This is a genomic window from Ruegeria marisflavi (assembly GCF_025673445.1).
In the GTDB taxonomy this organism is placed as follows: domain Bacteria; phylum Pseudomonadota; class Alphaproteobacteria; order Rhodobacterales; family Rhodobacteraceae; genus Ruegeria_B; species Ruegeria_B marisflavi.
The window spans coordinates 161759-179007 of record NZ_JAOVQN010000001.1; the positions used below are offsets into that span (position 1 = coordinate 161759).

At 61.4% G+C, this 17249-nt stretch carries 17 protein-coding genes; 6 read left to right on the forward strand and 11 right to left on the reverse strand.

All coding sequences use genetic code 11. The features are described 5' to 3' along the window. Positions 1 to 42 precede the first annotated feature (42 nt). The gene (locus OEZ49_RS00830) at positions 43 to 636 is read right to left on the reverse strand and encodes an NAD(P)H-dependent oxidoreductase (protein ID WP_263386549.1); all 594 of its coding nucleotides are present in this window, start codon (positions 634 to 636) and stop codon (positions 43 to 45) included. Between the two features lie 104 nt (positions 637 to 740). Here OEZ49_RS00830 and OEZ49_RS00835 point away from each other — a divergent pair, with 104 nt between their 5' ends. Next, positions 741 to 1328 carry a TetR/AcrR family transcriptional regulator gene (locus OEZ49_RS00835; protein WP_263386550.1) on the forward strand — a complete coding sequence of 196 codons (588 nt, stop codon included), beginning with the start codon at positions 741 to 743 and terminating at the stop codon, positions 1326 to 1328. On the opposite strand, the gene OEZ49_RS00840 is transcribed toward OEZ49_RS00835, so the two are convergent. From OEZ49_RS00840 to dnaN, 3 genes are all read right to left on the reverse strand, one after another. Further along, complete coding sequence (locus OEZ49_RS00840; RefSeq protein WP_263386551.1) at positions 1321 to 1941, reverse strand: LysE family translocator; 621 nt, start codon at positions 1939 to 1941, stop codon at positions 1321 to 1323. The genes OEZ49_RS00835 and OEZ49_RS00840 overlap by 8 nt on opposite strands. Before the next feature lie 69 nt (positions 1942 to 2010). Continuing rightward, positions 2011 to 3135, reverse strand: coding sequence for a DNA replication/repair protein RecF (recF, locus tag OEZ49_RS00845; protein WP_397545640.1), 1125 nt, complete (start codon positions 3133 to 3135; stop codon positions 2011 to 2013). A gap of 44 nt (positions 3136 to 3179) precedes the next feature. Then, the gene (gene dnaN / locus OEZ49_RS00850) at positions 3180 to 4298 is read right to left on the reverse strand and encodes a DNA polymerase III subunit beta (protein WP_263386552.1); all 1119 of its coding nucleotides are present in this window, start codon (positions 4296 to 4298) and stop codon (positions 3180 to 3182) included. Between the two features lie 130 nt (positions 4299 to 4428). On the opposite strand from dnaN, the gene OEZ49_RS00855 reads away from it, so the two are divergent. Further along, positions 4429 to 5376: a phytanoyl-CoA dioxygenase family protein gene (locus OEZ49_RS00855; protein WP_263386553.1), complete on the forward strand. Its 948-nt coding sequence runs from the start codon at positions 4429 to 4431 to the stop codon at positions 5374 to 5376. Between the two features lie 52 nt (positions 5377 to 5428). Here the strand turns inward: OEZ49_RS00855 and dnaA are convergent, their stop codons facing one another. From dnaA to mutM, 4 genes are all read right to left on the reverse strand, one after another. After that, positions 5429 to 6808: a chromosomal replication initiator protein DnaA gene (dnaA, locus tag OEZ49_RS00860; RefSeq protein ID WP_263386554.1), complete on the reverse strand. Its 1380-nt coding sequence runs from the start codon at positions 6806 to 6808 to the stop codon at positions 5429 to 5431. 547 nt (positions 6809 to 7355) lie between these two features. Further along, positions 7356 to 7619, reverse strand: coding sequence for a 30S ribosomal protein S20 (rpsT, locus tag OEZ49_RS00865; protein WP_164131160.1), 264 nt, complete (start codon positions 7617 to 7619; stop codon positions 7356 to 7358). 222 nt (positions 7620 to 7841) lie between these two features. Continuing rightward, the gene (locus OEZ49_RS00870; protein ID WP_263386555.1) at positions 7842 to 8618 is read right to left on the reverse strand and encodes an enoyl-CoA hydratase; all 777 of its coding nucleotides are present in this window, start codon (positions 8616 to 8618) and stop codon (positions 7842 to 7844) included. 66 nt (positions 8619 to 8684) lie between these two features. After that, entirely contained in the window at positions 8685 to 9536 is an 852-nt protein-coding gene (gene mutM / locus OEZ49_RS00875) for a bifunctional DNA-formamidopyrimidine glycosylase/DNA-(apurinic or apyrimidinic site) lyase (protein ID WP_263386556.1), read from the reverse strand. A gap of 85 nt (positions 9537 to 9621) precedes the next feature. Here mutM and ubiE point away from each other — a divergent pair, with 85 nt between their 5' ends. The 3 genes from ubiE to OEZ49_RS00890 are packed head-to-tail and all read left to right on the forward strand — an operon-like array spanning position 9622 to position 12932. Then, on the forward strand, positions 9622 to 10374 hold the full coding sequence (gene ubiE, locus OEZ49_RS00880) for a bifunctional demethylmenaquinone methyltransferase/2-methoxy-6-polyprenyl-1,4-benzoquinol methylase UbiE (protein WP_263386557.1): 753 nt from the start codon (positions 9622 to 9624) through the stop codon (positions 10372 to 10374). Positions 10375 to 10377: 3 nt separating this feature from the next. After that, positions 10378 to 11907, forward strand: coding sequence for a 2-polyprenylphenol 6-hydroxylase (gene ubiB, locus OEZ49_RS00885; RefSeq protein ID WP_263386558.1), 1530 nt, complete (start codon positions 10378 to 10380; stop codon positions 11905 to 11907). Positions 11908 to 11945: 38 nt separating this feature from the next. Beyond that, a complete protein-coding gene (locus OEZ49_RS00890) occupies positions 11946 to 12932 on the forward strand; it encodes a 4Fe-4S dicluster domain-containing protein (RefSeq protein WP_263386559.1) in 987 nt (328 codons plus the stop codon). Positions 12933 to 13001: 69 nt separating this feature from the next. On the opposite strand, the gene OEZ49_RS00895 is transcribed toward OEZ49_RS00890, so the two are convergent. Beyond that, positions 13002 to 14177: an acetyl-CoA C-acyltransferase family protein gene (locus tag OEZ49_RS00895; RefSeq protein ID WP_263386560.1), complete on the reverse strand. Its 1176-nt coding sequence runs from the start codon at positions 14175 to 14177 to the stop codon at positions 13002 to 13004. Positions 14178 to 14300: 123 nt separating this feature from the next. Between OEZ49_RS00895 and OEZ49_RS00900 the strand changes: the two genes are divergently transcribed. Then, positions 14301 to 14867 carry a helix-turn-helix domain-containing protein gene (locus OEZ49_RS00900; RefSeq protein WP_263386561.1) on the forward strand — a complete coding sequence of 189 codons (567 nt, stop codon included), beginning with the start codon at positions 14301 to 14303 and terminating at the stop codon, positions 14865 to 14867. A 6-nt stretch (positions 14868 to 14873) separates the two neighbouring features. Here the strand turns inward: OEZ49_RS00900 and OEZ49_RS00905 are convergent, their stop codons facing one another. Then, complete coding sequence (locus tag OEZ49_RS00905; protein WP_263386562.1) at positions 14874 to 16568, reverse strand: alkaline phosphatase family protein; 1695 nt, start codon at positions 16566 to 16568, stop codon at positions 14874 to 14876. Between the two features lie 76 nt (positions 16569 to 16644). Further along, positions 16645 to 17217, reverse strand: coding sequence for a DUF1285 domain-containing protein (locus tag OEZ49_RS00910; protein ID WP_263386563.1), 573 nt, complete (start codon positions 17215 to 17217; stop codon positions 16645 to 16647). Positions 17218 to 17249: the final 32 nt, after the last annotated feature.

Here is a 17249-nt window from a genome sequence, read left to right on the forward strand (position 1 = left end):
CAGGGGAATGTCACGGCCCGGGCCTGATTTTCAGCAATTGTTTCAGGCCGCTTTCGCACCCATCTGCGCCGCCTTGCGCAGCCATTTCTGGACCCGGTCGCCCTCGGCACTGGTGGCGGGGGCAAATGTCGAAAAGCGGGCCGGCTTGATCCCGACGAAACCCAGGATCTGACGGGCCAGCACCTTCTTGATCGCGTTGGAATAAAACAGCCCCAACAGCATCGCCGGCGTGTCCGATGTCATCAGCACTCGCGCCGTGCGCCCCTTGAGTAACGGCGCCGGTACGCCCAGGAAATTGGTGTTGCGGGTGTCAAAGGTCCGCCCCGGCAACAGCACACGGTCAAACAGCCCTTTCAGCTTGGCCGGGATCGCACCCCACCACAGAGGCGTCGCCAGAACCACATGCTCGGCCCATTCCAGATCGGCCAGAAACGCCTCAAGTCCGGGCTCCAGCGGCTTGGTGTTCTTGTACCCGCCCTCGCCATAATCCATGTCGAACTGCATTTGGGACAGATCGTGATAGCGCACCTGATGGCCGCTTTCGCGGGCCGCACTTGCGTAGGCTTCGCTCAACGATTTCGACAACGACGACTGGCCGGGGTGACCGTTGACAACGATGATTTTCCGTGTGGACATTTTCCTGTTTCCTCTGCAAAAGTGACCTTGGTCAATTTACATACAAAAAAATGACCCTGGTCAATATTTATTTTTGACCTAGGTCATTTTTCGAAAGGACAGCTATGGCCCGCCCACCGCAGAAACGCCGCCTGGAAACCCGCGCCCGCCTGTTGGCCGAATCCGCGCGGCTGGTCGCGGCACAGGGATATGCCGGGTTGCGGGTCGAGGATGTGGTCGAGGCCGCCGGCGTTGCCAAGGGTACGCTGTTTTCCCATTTCACCGACAAGGACGGATTGCTCGCCGTTCTGATCGGGGCCAAAGTGATGCGCCTCATTGACGAGATGGAAAACGCCGCCCCGCCCGCCGACTTGCCACAATTGATGCGACACCTGGTGCCCCTGCTCGACTTCGTGGCCAGCGACCGGGTGATCTTTGATCTGCTGCTGCGCTATTCCGGCTCAACCGGGGCCGAACGGGACGAGGTGGTGGCCGAGGGGTTCTATCGCCAGATCGACCTTTGGGCGGGTTGGATCGCGGGTATGCAGGCGGCAGGCACCGTGCGGGGCGATCATCCGGCTGCCTTGCTGGCCGAGGGCATTCAGGCATTCCTCAACCAAGTCATCGCGATCCGTTTTTGTCAGGGCGACCAGGCTATCGGCACACCCGCCGAGGCGTTGTACCCATTTCTGGTTGCCTGGCTGGTCACGTAAAGGGCAGGATCATCCCGACGAAAATCAACATGCCACCCGCCGTCAGATTCATCCGTCTGAGCGCCCGGGGCGAGCTTAGCACCCGTCGCACCCGATCGACAAAGGCCGCCAGCATCAGATTGCCTACCAGCGGCACAACCTGAGACACCGCCACGATGGCAACGATATCGGCGGTGGTGACGTAGGCCAGATCAAAGAAACCGGGTAATATTCCCATGTAGAACAGTACCGCCTTCGGGTTGCCGAGGATCACCACCAGCCCCGCGAGAAACCCGGCCCAGATGCCGGGCCGGGTCAAGCGACTGTCGCTGGCGATGGTTCGGTCTGCATTGCGGATGGTGATGACGCCGATAGACACAAAGACGATGACCGCGACGAATTTCAAGACCAGCGCAATCTGCGTCGATGCAGCGGTAATCCAGCCGATACCGAGAATAGCCAGTACGGGCCAAAGGCTGTCGCCAACAACCACACCCAGCGTAAGGGGCCAGGCGGCATGAAATCCACCAGACAGCGTGCGCGCGGTCAGGGCCAGCCAGACCGGGCCGGGCGTCAGAAACAGAACAAAAACCGCCCCCGCGTATAGCATCAGATCAAGTGCGGAAAGTGTCATGCAATGCGATCCTGGTCTATGTTTCGGTTTTGTATCTGGGTGGCGCAAAGCGCGTTCTTTGACGGGTGGTCAGGCGGACGATACGACCTCCACATTGGACGCTCCGGCGACCTCTGTGATGTTCAGGTACTGCGCTCGGCTGCCAAGTTCCGCAAACAGTTCCGGCCCGGTGCCGGTCATCCAGGCCTGTGCGCCAAGCGCGCAGATTTCCTCGTAAAGGGACGCACGGCGACCGGCATCGAGATGAGCGGCGACCTCGTCCAGCAACAGGATCAAAGGGGCGCTAGAGGTCTGCGCCAATGCGCGGGCATTGGACAGGATCAGCGAGACCAGGAGTGCCTTCTGCTCACCGGTTGAACAGTCGCTGGCGGGCACACCCTTTGCCGCGTAGACACCTAAAAGATCGCTGCGATGTGGCCCGATCAGAGTGCGGCCGGCCGCCAGATCGCGAAACCTGTTTCCCGCCAGCGCCTCCCGTAAATCTGCCTCGTTTTCGGGCATAGCCCCTTCGGTCTGGACCAGTTCCAACTCTGCTGCGGGAAAGGCAGTCTCGGCTTCGGCTTGCGCGGCATGTAACGACGCCAATGCGGCCTGGCGCGCGCAATGGATGTGATGCCCTGCCGACGCCATTTGCGCCTCGAGCGCGACATACCAATGGGTGTCGCGCACCTGTTCCCGCAAAAGCCGGTTCCGCTCGCGCATGGCCTTTTCGTAAACCAGCACCGTCTCGGCATGGCTTGGGTCAAAGCTCATGGTCATCCGGTCAAGAAATCGCCGCCGACCATCCGGCCCTTCGGTCCATAGCCTGTCCATTGCGGGGACAAGCCAGACCATGCGCACGAGACGACCCAGGGCAACCTGGCTTGCCGGCTTGCCGTCGATACGAATCAGTCTGGAGGCACCTTCCTCCGACCAGGTTTCAATTTCGTGCGACTGTTCCTGAGATCGCAACTCTGCCGACAGCTTCCACCCCGGCGCGCCGGGGCGGCGGGTCATGTCCGCGGCGCTTGCCCGTCTGATGCCCCGCCCTGGCGAAAACATCGAGACCGCTTCCAGAATGTTGGTCTTGCCTGCGCCATTGGGCCCAAAGATCGCCACGGGGCGGCCATCGAAGTTCAGGCGCGCCAGTTGGTGCGAGCGGAAATGCGAAATCGTCAAGCGAGTCAGGGCCAGCACCAGGACCCCTCCCTTCATCTATTCAAAGATACGCCCAACGGTCGTTCAAAACGCAGGCGGCGTCAGACACGCATCGGCATGACGACATAGACCGCGCTTTGGTCATTGCCTTCGCGCATCAGGGTCGGATCGCCGGATGAGTTGAACAGGAACACCGCGTTTTCGCGATCCACCTGGCTGGCAATCTCCAGCAGGTACTTGGCATTAAATCCAATTTCCAACCGTTCATCGTCATAGGCAACGGCCAGCTCTTCTTCGGCGGCACCGCTGTCCGGGGCGTTCACCGACAGCACCAGCTTGTCGTTTTCCAGTTGCAACTTGACCGCGCGGGACCGTTCCGAACTGACGGTTGCGACCCGGTCGACAGCCTTGGCGAATTCCGCCGCATCCACCTCAAGCCGCCGTGAATTGGCTTGCGGGATCACTCGTGTATAGTCAGGGAAGGTTCCGTCGATCACCTTGGACGTCAGCGTGATATCCGGCGTCGCGAAACGTACCTTGGTCTCGCTCACCGATACGGCGATATCCATCTCGTCGTCGTCGAGCAGCTTGCGCAGTTCACCGACTGTTTTTCGGGGAACGATTACGCCGGGCATGTCTACTGCACCGGCAGGCAGGTCGGCATCGACCCGCGCCAGACGGTGGCCATCGGTTGCAACGCAGCGAAGTACCTTGCCGTCCGGGCCATCTGACACGTGCATGTAGACGCCGTTGAGATAATAGCGCGTCTCCTCGGTCGAAATCGCGAATTTCGACTTGTCGAACAGCCGGCGTAGCACGGCGGCATTGGCAGCAAAGTTCGACTGATACTCGGATGAGGCCATGACGGGGAAGTCTTCGCGTGGCAGGGTGGCCAGCGAGAAATTCGAGCGCCCGGCGTCAACTGTCAAGCGGCCTGCGGCCACGTCCGCCGTCAGGGTTACCAGCGCGCCGTCCGGCAGTTTCCGAACGATTTCGTGTAGGGTCGTGGCCGCCACTGTGGTCGCCCCCGCCCGTTCGACCATGGCCGGGGCCTTGTCGACCACTTCGATATCCAGATCCGTGGCACGGAACTGAACACTATCGCCTTCGGCCTCAATCAGAACATTAGCCAGGATCGGGATTGTGTTGCGCCTTTCGACAACAGACTGTGCCTGTGCCACGGCTTTCAGCAGGGCGCCGCGTTCGATGCTGATCTTCATTTCCCTTCATCCTCCGAGTAGGCCGGGAAGGGCAAACTAACGGTTTCCCCCTTCGACACAAGGCTTTTTATGGATTTCTCGGGTGTATCGGGAAGGGCGTCAAGGGGGCGAGGGCATCTGGGGCAACGATATGGCGCGGATGCAATTGTTTGACGCCTGGAACAGTGCCATTGTGCACGTGTTTAGGGAGGGCACGATCGTGATTTCTCAAACCCAGGCCCGGGCAGCCGCTGACCAGTACCGCGAAGAAGGATACGCATTGGTCCGTCAGTTCATCGACGGCGACGAAGTGGTCCGTCTGCGTGCAGAAACCCGACGGATTTATGAAGAGGGCATGAATCATCCCTCCACATGGCGCCATGGGAATTTGTGCTTTGAAATCCTGCCAGAGGCCGATTTCGGGGCCAGATATTTGATCCAGGCCTATTGGATGAGCTGGATATCGGAATATTTCGAGAGGTTTCGCCGGTCGGACGCCTACTTGACACTTCTCGGGCCTGTTCTTGGCGACAGCATCAAGCAGGTGGCGCAACAGATTCACTGGAAGCCACCGGGGTCACGGTTGAATGGCTATCGCTTTCACCAGGACCTGCGGTTCCGGGAAGCCCGGGATGCTTACCGCGATATTGCAGGATCGACAGTCAACACCGGTCTGGCAATTGATCCCGCGACCCGGGAGAACGGTTGCCTTCAGGTGATCCCCGGGTCGCACAAGATGGGGTATCTGGGGCTGTCGGACGATAGCGAAGGGGGGCAGATCATGAAGGGGTTGACCGCCGAAGATGAGTTGCGCGCCAAAGGGCTGGATCCCGACACCATCGTCTGGCTCGAGCAGGAACCCGGCGACATTGCGCTGTGGGGCCTGCTGACGGTGCATGGATCCTTGCCGAACATGTCGGACAAGGATCGGGCCTTTGCGATTTCCAGCTATGTGCGTGCCGAGAACTCGGAACGTGGCGAGTGGGCGTTTCGCGAAGGTGTTTCCGTCTCGCTCGGGACGGCGCCGCAACTATGCAAATACGAGGCATTGCATGACCGGCCCGAACCGCACTACGTAGATACCAAATGGTACACTTGATGAGTTCCCCGGGGCGGGGCTTCGGGACGGCAATTGCCGTCCCGTAAAGGTGTTACGCTTCCAGCGCCCGGCGCAGCATTTCCACGTCTTCGGCGATTTGGCCATCGACCATCTTCAGCTCTTCGATACGCTTGACGCCATGCATCACGGTGGTGTGGTCACGGCCCCCGAAACGGCGACCGATCTCGGGCAGCGACCGGCTGGTCAGCTGTTTGCACAAATACATGGCGACCTGCCGCGGCCGTGCATAAGAGCGCAGACGCTTGGGCCCGATGATGTCGCTTAGGCGGATGTTGTAGTAGTCGGACACCTTCCGCTGGATTTCTTCAACGGTGATCTTGCGCTCCGAGGCGCGAAGAACGTCGGCCAGACAATCCTGGGTCAGTTCCATATCGATTTCGCGACCAACCAGCGACGCAAAGGCAAAGAGTCGCGTCAGCGCGCCCTCGAGTACGCGGACGTTGGTTGAAATCCGATGGGCCAGAAACTCCAGAACTCCATCGGCGATCACAAGTTCGGGATAGTTGGCGCGGTACATCTGAACTTTGGTTTGCAGGATGCCAAGGCGCAATTCATAGTCGGTCGGATGCAGGTCAACCACCAGACCGCATTGCAGACGGGACTTCACTCGATCCTCGAGATCCTTTATCTCGCCCGGCGCCCGGTCAGCGGAAATGATGATCTGCTTGTTCTGGTCCACCAATGCATTAAAAGTGTGAAAGAATTCTTCCTGCGTGCTGTCCTTTCCGGCGATAAATTGAACGTCATCCACCATGAGGACGTCAACAGACCGGAAGAGGTGCTTGAAGTCCATCATTCGGCGTTCCCGCAGGGCTTGTACAAAGCGGTACATGAACTGTTCCGCGGACAGATAGAGCACGTTGAGATCCGGGCGCCTTGCCTTCAACTCCCAGGCAATTGCATGCATCAGGTGAGTCTTACCGAGCCCGACGCCGCCGTAGAGAACCAGGGGATTGAAGGTGACCGGGCCTCCTTCGGAGACACGGCGCGCCGCGGCATGGGCCAATTCGTTCGGCTTGCCCACGACAAAGCTGTCGAAAGTGAAGCGCGGATCGAGTGGTGCCGCTTGCAGGGCATCCATCGGGTCGGCGGCCTCCGTCACACGGGCGCTGGGCACCTCGTGGTTTGCTGGGCGTGCCGTTGCGCTTCGCATGGGGCGAACTGGTGAATTGGCCGCGACGCGGAATGCGAGGCGCTGAACCGCTTCGCCGGAATTGTTCAATTCGTACAAAATCAGATCAGAGAAGTTCTGGCTGACATAGTTCCCCATGAAATTAGTTGGAACGGAGAAAACAGCAACGCCATCCTCGAGCGCCTTGAACTCTAGCGGTTCGATCCAGGTCGTATAGTTGTTCTGCCCCACTGTCTTGAGCAATTTCTGACAGAGTTGTCCCCATTTTTCTTGTGTCATTAATGCCTCACGCGTCCCGTTCAATAGCCATTTCGGCCTTATTGCCCATCCAAGGTTAGCCGGGGTGCCCCGACCCGAATTCACCTCCCAATGGGCACAGCGTAACGCCCCGTGAAACACGGTGCGCGTTGCCCGTCCGGGCAACTGAAATGAACACGTGTATGATCCCTATTGAGCCAGCCAAAGACTCACAGGTACTGAGTACACCGTTCAAAACACACTTCAGACAGGGCGGATCGCCGGGGCAGCCCGGTTACCACAAGGATCGAGAGGTCCATCAATAAACGCTCTCAACTATCTTACGACTGCTTCGTATGTCGATCAAAGCCACCGCAAGATGCCTGTCCCCCCAAGCGAGTGAATCGCTGGGACAGTGGTAGCAATTTGGCCAGCGGAGCGGCAACGAAACTATGATGTTGACTCCGGATTTCGCTGCAAAGAATCTCTCGGCATCGTGCCAGAGAGGATTCAATGCAACACGACGGAAAAAGGCGCTGCCCAAGCAACGCCTTTTGCTGAAAAAGATTTTCAGGATTCGTTTTTTGGATCAGGCCATCGCTTTGACGCGGGCCGACAGGCGCGACATCTTGCGAGACGCGGTGTTCTTGTGGAACACGCCTTTGGTGACGCCGCGCATCAGTTCCGGCTGAGCGACGCGCAGAGCGGTTGCCGCTGCATCCTTGTCGCCCGAAGCGATCGCTTCTTCGACTTTGCGCAGGTAGGTGCGGATCCGCGAACGGCGGGCTTTGTTGATTGCGAAACGTTTTTCGTTTTGGCGGGCGCGTTTAGCAGCCTGGGGCGAATTAGCCATTTTGTACGTACCTCGGATCGGGTTGTGTTCGTTTTGTACACGCATGGCACGCCCGAACCGGATTTGGTACCGGTCTGATTCTAGCCTAAGCGGGCCCCACGCGCATGTATGACGGCGGCATCTATCGGATGCGGCAGAAAAAGCCAAGCCCAATCTGCCCGGAATCGAAATCAGGCGGGAATGACCCCGCCTGACCCATGCAAGTGATTCCCTTACGCGACGTCATTTGTCGCGGAATTGAGCCGCGCGTTTTTCCAGGAAGGCGGCCATGCCTTCCTTTTGATCCTCGGTTGCGAACATCGAATGGAACACCCGGCGTTCGAACAGCAGCCCCTCGCTCAGCGTGGTCTCGTAGGAACGGTTGACCGCCTCCTTGACCGCAAAGGCGGTGATCATCGACTTCTCGGCGATCTTCTGGGCCGCGCTCAGCGCCTCCTCGATCAGCTTCTTGGCCGGGACGACACGGCTGACCAGTCCGGCGCGCTCGGCCTCTTCGGCATCCATGAACCGTCCGGTCATGTTCAGGTCCATCGACTTGGACTTGCCGACAAACCGAGTCAGACGCTGAGTGCCGCCGATACCGGCAATCACGCCCAGATTGATCTCGGGCTGGCCGAACTTGGCGGTGTCCGCTGCGATGATGAAATCGCACAGCATCGCCAGTTCACAACCACCGCCCAGAGCATAGCCCGCCACGGCCGCGATGATCGGCTTGCGGATCGCCGAGATCCGGTCGTTGGCATCGGCAAACAGGTTCTCGTCGAACACTTCGACAAAGGTCTTTTGCGACATCTCGCGAATGTCGGCGCCGGCGGCAAAGGCCTTTTCGCTGCCGGTGATGACAATGCAGCGGACCTTGTCGTTGGAATCGGCTTCTTCCAAAGCGGCGCACAACTCTCCCACCAGTTGGGAATTGAGTGCATTCAGCGCATCCGGACGGTTCAGCCGGATGAGGGCTACGTGGGTGTCCACTTCGACGATGATCGTCTCAAAGGCCATGGGGCTTTCGCTCTCGCTTGTTCCGTTTCGGGACGATTCCTTATCACGGGGGCACGATGGTTCAAGTTATCTTTGGCATTGCACACAATAGAAAGACGATCTTCCCGATTGGGTGATTCTCTTGATCGACCCCGAGCATGAGGGGCGCCGACAGGGTTCGCCATCGCGTCCGTACACATCGAAGCTGTGCTGAAAATATCCAAGTTCTCCATCGGCTTGCCGGAAATCCCGCAGCGAGGAACCGCCCGCCTCGATGGCCTCGGACAGGACCTGTCGGATGATCGGAACCAGGGCGCCGACACGGGGGGCCGCGATCTGACCGGCCTTGCGACGCGGCGACACACCGGCCCGAAACAATGTTTCACAGACATAGATATTGCCCAGCCCTGCGACGATTCCCTGATCGAGCAGGGCGGATTTGACCGGGGTGTTCTTGCCCTTGAACGCCGCAATCAGGTGGTTTTCGTGGAAATCGTTTCCCAGCGGCTCGGGTCCAAGAACTGACAACAGCTTGTGATCTTCGGCGTTTGCGGTCGGCATCAGGTCCATCGCGCCGAACCGGCGCGGGTCATTGAAGGTGATGCGGGCGCCGTTGTCCATGTGGAACACCACATGGTCATGTTTCTGCGCCGCCGGGTGGGCGTGCACGAACTGGCCCAGCGGATCGCCCGATACGGTCATCCGCCCTGACATGCCCAGATGGATGAGCAGCGTCTCGCCCCCCGACAGATCGGCCAGAATGTATTTCGACCGCCGCCGCAGCCGTTCGACCCGCTGGCCTGTCAGCCGCTCGGCCATGCGATCGGGGAAGGGCCAGCGCAGGTCGGGCCGGTTGACCTCGGCCCGCGCGATCACCGCGCCCTCCATCGCGGGGGCCAATCCGCGCCGAACGGTCTCGACCTCGGGCAATTCAGGCATTAGACGCTCCTCATCCAAAGGGCCGCATTGTGCCCCGGTCTCAGCACCCTATAACAGGGGCGAAATGCGAGGAACGGCAAGACCCATGTCCGACACATCCGACAAGACCACCCATTTCGGCTTTGAAACCGTGCCCGAGCATGAAAAGGCGGGTCGGGTGCGGGGCGTGTTCGGGTCGGTCGCCTCGAAATACGATGTCATGAACGATGTGATGTCGATGGGCATCCACCGGGTCTGGAAAGACGCGATGATGGACTGGCTGGCGCCGCGCCCTGGTCAGCGGCTGCTGGATGTGGCGGGGGGGACCGGCGATATCTCTTTCCGGTTTCTGAAACGCGCGGGCCATGGTCAAGCCACCGTTCTGGACCTGACCGAGCCGATGCTGGTCGAGGGCCGCAAACGGGCCGAGGCCGAGCGCATGGCCGACAGTCTCGACTGGGTGGTGGGCGACGCGATGGCGCTGCCGTTCGAGGATAACACGTTCGACGTCTACACCATCTCGTTCGGCATCCGGAACGTGACCCGGCCGCAAGAGGCCCTGAACGAAGCTTACCGCGTGCTGCGCCCCGGTGGCCGCCTGATGGTGCTGGAGTTCAGCCAGTTGCCCAATGACGGGCTGCAAAAGCTCTATGATCTTTATAGTTTCAACGTCATTCCGCGCATGGGTCAGTTGATCGCAAACGACCGCGACAGCTATCAATACCTGGTGGAATCGATCCGCAAGTTTCCCGATCAGGAAACGTTCCTGGGCATGGTCAAAGCGGCGGGTTTCGGCAATGCCAAGTACAGCAACCTGAGCATGGGTATCGCCGCGCTGCATTCCGGCTGGAAGATCTGATCAATGCGCGGCCCCCACAATATCATCCGCCTGATCCGCACGGGCGCCACGCTGGAGCGCAACGGCGCCATGGGCGCGGTGCTGGATGCGTTTGACGCGCCGCGCCCGCTGCGCATTCTGGCCCGCATGCTGGGCAAGCCGTTCCAGTGGCTGGGCTTCAAGGGCGACCCCAGTCTGCCGCCCGCCACCCGCGCGCTGATGGCGATGGGACCGGCCTATATCAAGTTCGGTCAGGTGCTTTCGACCCGGCCCGACGTGGTGGGGCAGGATCTGGCCGACCAGCTGCGCGTCTTGCAGGATCAATTGCCACCCTTTCCCCGCGCCACCGCCATGCGCGAGGTGGAGCGGGAACTGGGCCGCCCGCTGCCCGAAATGTTCAGCGAGTTCAGCGAACCGATTGCGGCGGCGTCCATCGCGCAGGTACACCGGGCGCGTCTGGCCGACAGCGGCGAGGATGTGGCCGTCAAGGTGCTGCGCCCCGGTATCGAGCGCGCCTTTCGCAAGGATGTGGATGCGTTCTATTTCGCCGCCCGCATCGTCGATCTGTTTGCCCCCGGTGCTCGCCGCCTGCGCCCGATGGAGGTGATCGAGCATTTCGACGGCGTCGTGCGCGGAGAGCTGGATCTGCGGCTGGAAAGTGCCGCCGCCTCGGAATTCGCCGACAACACTAAGGAGGATGCCGGGTTCCGCCTGCCGCCGGTGCGCTGGTCGCTGTCGGCGCGGCGGGTGATGACGCTGGGCTGGGCCGATGGCGTGCCGCTGGGCGACAATGCCGCGCTGGACGCCGCCGAACACAACCGGCGCGACCTTGGCGAACGGGTGCTTCGCCTGTTCCTGCTGCACGCGCTGCGCGATGGCTTTTTCCACGCCGACATGCATCAGGGCAACCTGAAGGTCGCCGCCGATGGCGATATCATCGCCTATGACTTCGGCATCATGGGCCATATCGACGAATACACCCGCAGGGTCTATGCCGAGATCCTGTTCGGCTTCATCCGCCGCGACTACAAACGCGTCGCCGAGGTGCATTTCGAGGCCGGTTACGTGCCCGCAACACAGGATGTCGACGAGTTTGCCCGCGCCCTGCGCGCGGTGGGCGAACCGATCTTTGGCATGGATGCGACCCATATCTCAATGGGTCGGCTGCTGAGCTACCTCTTCGAGGTCACCGAACGTTTCGGCATGGAAACCCGGACCGAGCTGATCCTCTTGCAACGCACCATGGTCGTGGTCGAAGGCGTGGCGCGCTCGCTCGATCCGCATATCAACATCTGGGAGGTGGCCCGCCCGGTGGTCGAGGATTACATCAAGCAATCCATCGGCCCGCGCGCGGTGCTGGCCGATCTGGGCAAGACGGCGCTGGTAGTGGCCCGCTTCGGCCCGCGCCTGCCCGATCTGGTCGAGCGGGCGCTGGTGGCGCAGTCGCAACCGGGTCTGGACGAGAAGCCGGGTCGCAGCGCCGCGTTCTGGCCCGCCCTGGGTGGCGCGCTGATCGGTGGCGGAGTGGTGCTACTGGCCAACCTGCTCATGTGAACGGGTGACAGGCGCGGCCTTCGTGCTAGGCTGCGCCCATGGCTCGCACCAATCCATATCGCCCATTTACCCCAGATCCCGAACAGGCAGCCCTTGCGCCCGGGATCAGCGGGAACGACATCAATGGGCTGGGCGAAACAGCGTTTCGCCGCCCGCGCATGGTCTATTGGGCACCCGATCCGGGCGACATCCCGCACGGGCTGCTGCAACACTATTTCTACCGGCAATCGGCAAAAGAGCCTGACTTTGCCAGCCGACGTGCCGCGCGACAGGCGGTACTGGACGCGCCCCTGCCTCCACTGGCCGACATCGCCATCATTCGCGCGCCCGCGGATTGGACCGCCGCGCTGACGCAGTTCGTGGACAGCGGCGCCTGTGACCTGACCGGTGTCGCCGAGATGAACCCTGACTGGGTCTTCGAAGGGTACGAGATCCCTCAATCCCGTGTCATCATGATCGGTGTGGGTCATGATTTCGACGCCATAGCCACCGCGCCCCGGCCAAGCGCAGGGCTAGAGGTGATGACGCAATACAGTCGCGCCGCTCAGGCCGCCAAGATCATCGCCGGATGGCTGCGGGTGCAGGGGTGGGAGGCCGAGCCCCTGACCGGTCCGATGACCGGCGCTCTGGCGATGATCCCACCGGCGCTGGCCTGCGGCTTTGGCGAGTTGGGCAAGCATGGGTCAATCATTAACCCCGACCTCGGTGCCTCGTTCCGCCTGTCGGCGGTGCTGACGGATGCGCCCTTTGCCCCGACCCCGGCTCAGGATCACGGCATCGACGCTTTTTGCGCAAACTGCCGCATCTGTCAGGACGCTTGCCCACCCGAGGCGCTGTTCGCGGAAAAACAGACCGTGCGCGGCGCCCGCAAGTGGTATGTCGATTTCGACAAATGCCTGCCCTTCTTCAACCAGACCCATGGCTGCGCCATCTGCATCGCCGAATGCCCCTGGTCGCGCCCGGGCGTTGGCCCGAATCTGGCTGCGAAACTGGCCCGCAAACGGAACAGGGACGCGACCGGCTGATCGCGCCCCTGCTTCTTTCTGGTCTGAAATACTCCGGGGGTCTGGGGGCAGCGCCCCCAGCCTCTCCGCTCAGAGCCGCTCGATGGCGATCGCAATGCCCTGTCCGCCACCGATGCACATGGTGATCAGACCTTTGGATCCGCCGATGCGCTCCAGTTCATAAAGCGTTTTCAGCGTGATGATCGCGCCGGTCGCACCGACCGGGTGGCCCAGCGCAATCGCGCCGCCATTGGGGTTCACCTTGGCCGCATCCAGGCCCAGTTCCTTGTTCACCGCCAGTGCCTGAGCCGCAAAGGCCTCGTTCGATTCGATCACGTCAAAATCACCGATGCTCAACCCGGTGCGCGCCAACAGGTTCTGCACCGCCGGAACCGGGCCGATGCCCATCACCTCGGGGCGGACACCCGCATGGGCATAGCCCAGAATGCGCGCCTTGGGTTTCAGCCCGGACTTTTCGGCCGCATCCGCCGTGGCGAGCACCATCGCTGCCGCGCCGTCGTTGATGCCGCTGGCGTTGCCTGCGGTGACCCGGCCATCCTTCTTGAACACCGGCTTCAGCCCCGCCAGCGCCTCGACCGAAGTTGCCTTGGGGTGTTCGTCGACCTTGAAATCGACCATGTCGCGCTTGACCTTGACCTGCACGGGCGTGATCTGGCCGTCGAAATGGCCCGCCGCAATTGCCGCCGCTGCGCGGTCTTGCGAGGTTATGGCGAACTGGTCCATCTGCTCGCGGCTGATCTGATGCTCGTCGGCGACATTCTCGGCAGTCACGCCCATATGGCCGGTTCCGAACGGGCAGCTCAGCGCACCCACCATCATGTCGAGCGATTTGACATCGCCCATCTTGGCGCCCCAGCGGGCCTGGGTCATGATGAACGGGCTGCGCGACATGCTTTCGGCACCACCGGCGACGGCAAATTCCGCATCGCCCAGCATCAGCGACTGCACCGCAGAGACGATGGCCTGCGCGCCGGACCCGCACAGGCGGTTCACGTTCATAGCAGGCGTTCCGTTCGGGATGCCCGCCTGCATGGCGGCAACCCGGCTCAGGTACATGTCGCGCGGCTCGGTGTTGATCACGTGGCCGAACACCACATGGCCGATCTGGCCGCCTTCGACGCCCGAACGTTCCAGCGCTGCCTCGGTCACCACTGTGGCCAGGTCGATGGGCGCGGTCGAGGCGAGTGCCCCGCCAAAAGTACCGATGGCGGTGCGGGCACCATCGAGAATCACGATGTCAGTCATGTTGTCCTCCTCAGGGTTTGGCGCATTATGCAGGTGCAGCATGATTCGTCTCCTGAGACGTGCCGTCGCGCCCCAAGCGGCCCGGAATTGACAATTCCCCTGAATGAGCGCAGAGAATCCGTCATGACGGACGAAGCCGACGATATCCTGAACCTGCTGCCCGCGCGTCTAAAAGAGGCGCGGCGCGCGCAGGGCCTGTCGCTGGAAGCTGTGGCGAACCTGAGCGGGGTCTCGCGTTCGATGGTCAGCCAGATCGAGCGGGGCGAGAGCAGCCCGACCATTGCGACCCTGTGGAACCTGACCCGCGCGTTGCAGGTCGATTTCGCGGGTCTGCTGGAAACCTCGGAGAGCGCCGACCAGATCGACACGCTGCGCGCGGCGCAGGTGCCCAGCATCGACAACATGGGGCAGGGCTGCCGGATCCGCATCCTGTCGCCGCCCGAGGATGCCGGCGGGCACGAGGTCTATGATATCGCCTTTCGCCCGGGTGAGGCATTGGTCAGCCAGCCGCATGGCCGCGGCACCCGCGAACAGCTGACCGTGCTCGAAGGCGCGGTCAGGGTGACGTCGGGCACCGCCGTTCAGGATCTTGGGCCCGGCGACACCGCGCGCTATGCCGCCGATATCGCCCATTCGATCACCGCGACGTCAGACGGGGCGCGGGTGTTCCTGATCGTCAAGTCGGCCTGAGCCGACCTATTGCCCCAACACTTCGAGCAGGACCTCGCCCGCCGCCGCCGACGGCGGGGTGGTGCCTGCGATCATCGCCAGGGTCAGTGCCACATCCACCGTGTGCACGCGGCGCGAGACCCGGCGCGGTTCCAGCCCGAATCCGGCAAAGAACACTGGGACATAAGTGTCATAGCGCCAGGGCGAGCCATGGGTCACTGTAACGGAAAGCCCATCCATATCGTTGATGAACCAGCCGGGATCGAAGACCACATAGATATCGCCAGACCGGTCCGGGTGATAATTGTTCAGAACCGCCCGGGTCATGGCGTTTTCGGGCAGTGCCCCAAGGCGCAGGCGCGCGCTTGGCACCGCATAGGCCACCCCGTCAAAGGCCATGAGTTCCTGCGCGATGACGGTTTCCAGCGTGCTCTGGACGATGGCAGGATTCCGGCGCACCGCTTCGTCGAGGTAGAGATAGGGGTGATCGTAGCCGGTGATCAGCGGGCCGCTGATGCCGAACCGGGCCTTGATCCGCGCTATCGCGGCGTCGGTGTCCCATGTATCGGGCGAGACATATCCGCCGAGACTGCCCAGTTGCTCCAGATAGCCCGGCGCCTCGGGCGCGCCGTGATCGGCCGACAGCACCACCAGCGTGTTTTCCAGCCCGACCCGGTCGTCCACATGGGCCAGCAGATCGGCCAGCGTGCGGTCGAGATGCATCAGGTTGTCTTCGCTCTCCAGGCTCGACGGGCCGTAGAAATGGCCGACGTAATCGGTTGAAGAGAAGCTGACGCCAAGGAAGTCTGTCACCTCGTCCGCGCCCAGGTTTTCGTTGTCGATCAGGGCCTTGGCAAAGGCCGCCGTCAGTTCGTCGCCTGCCGGGCTGACGGTCAGCAGGGTGGTGAAGTACTTGTTGTCCGATGCCGGAAACGAATGCGGAAAGGTGCGGCCGAACCCTGCAAAGTCAGGCTCCCACGGTTGATCGTCGCGGGTGCCGAACAGGTAGGATTCGGGCGGGTTCAGCAGGGACCAGGAGGTACCGGCATAGGTTTCCGGCAGGCGTTGATCGTTCCATTCGGTCACCCAGTCTGGATACCGATCGTAGTAATAGTTGCTGGTGACGAACTGGCCTGCGGATTTCGAGAACCAGAACGCTTTGCCCACATGTCCGGCCATGGTGACGGCACCGCGATCCTTGACGGAAACGCCGAAAACCTTGGCCTGCCCGGCCGTATGCCCGGACAGCTCATCCCCGAACGTTGTGGTCAGAATCGCCTTGGGCGAACGCCCATCTGTCTTGGCGGCACGTTGCGTCGGGTCGATTTCGGTTTCTGCGTCGACCCCGGCACCACTGGTCAGGATGGCATAACCGGGATCCTCGATATTATACACGGTGCGCCCCTGGCCGCGATCGTACCAGAGGTTCCCGACCATTCCATGCCCCGCCGGATGTGCGCCGGTGGCGAGCGTGGCATGACCTACCACGGTTTCGGTGTTCGCGTGGGCATGGTGGGCGTTGTCGAAATGAATGCCCTGTTCCATCAGGTACCGAAAGCCGCCTTCGCCGAACTGATCCGAATAGCGCATGGGCAGGTCGCCACGCAGCTGGTCGATGGTGATTTGCAGGATCAGCCGGGGTTTTTCCCGGGCATCAGCGACGCTGGACATCGCGGCGAGGCAAACGGAAACAACGAAAGAAACGCGAAGAGAATAGCCCATGTGAACACCCGAAAGCTGAAACACATTCAGGCTAGCATATGTTCAGCGCGCGAACCAAGCGCGACGCTTCAGTTCGTCAAAGCTGGTCCGCCGGAGCAAGCGGGAAAAACTGGCCGGATGACCAGACGCCGAACCATCCCTGATGCTCGGTTCCCTGGTCCACCAGACGATAAAACGTCTTGCGGTCGATCAATGCCTCGAGCCCGGCGCGTACATGGACATAGGGCGACGGCTCACCCGTTTCCGGATCGCGCTCCAGTCTGATTCTGTTTTCTGGTCCGGCAATGGTCGTATCACCGACGTTGGTGGTAAAGGTCAGCACCTGATCCCGCCCGTCGCCGGTCACATCGCAGTCGACTGCGACAAAGGGCGCATCGTCGACGGTGATGGCCACTTTTTCGACCGGTGTCACCAGAAAGAACTGCCCGTCCTCCAGTTTGAGAATGGAGGAGAACAGGCGCACCATGTTGGACCGGTTTATCGGTGTGCCTTCGTGATACCAGGTACCGTTGCGGGCGATCCGCATGTCCATTTCGCCGGTCAGCGGTGGATTCCACAGGTGAACGGGCGGCAAACCCCTTGGTTTCACTGTCCGCACCGCTGCCGCCAGACTGTCGGCAGATGGTTTCACAGGCTTTTGTCCGCTCATTGTTTTTGCCATTTCCTGTCAGCGCGATACAC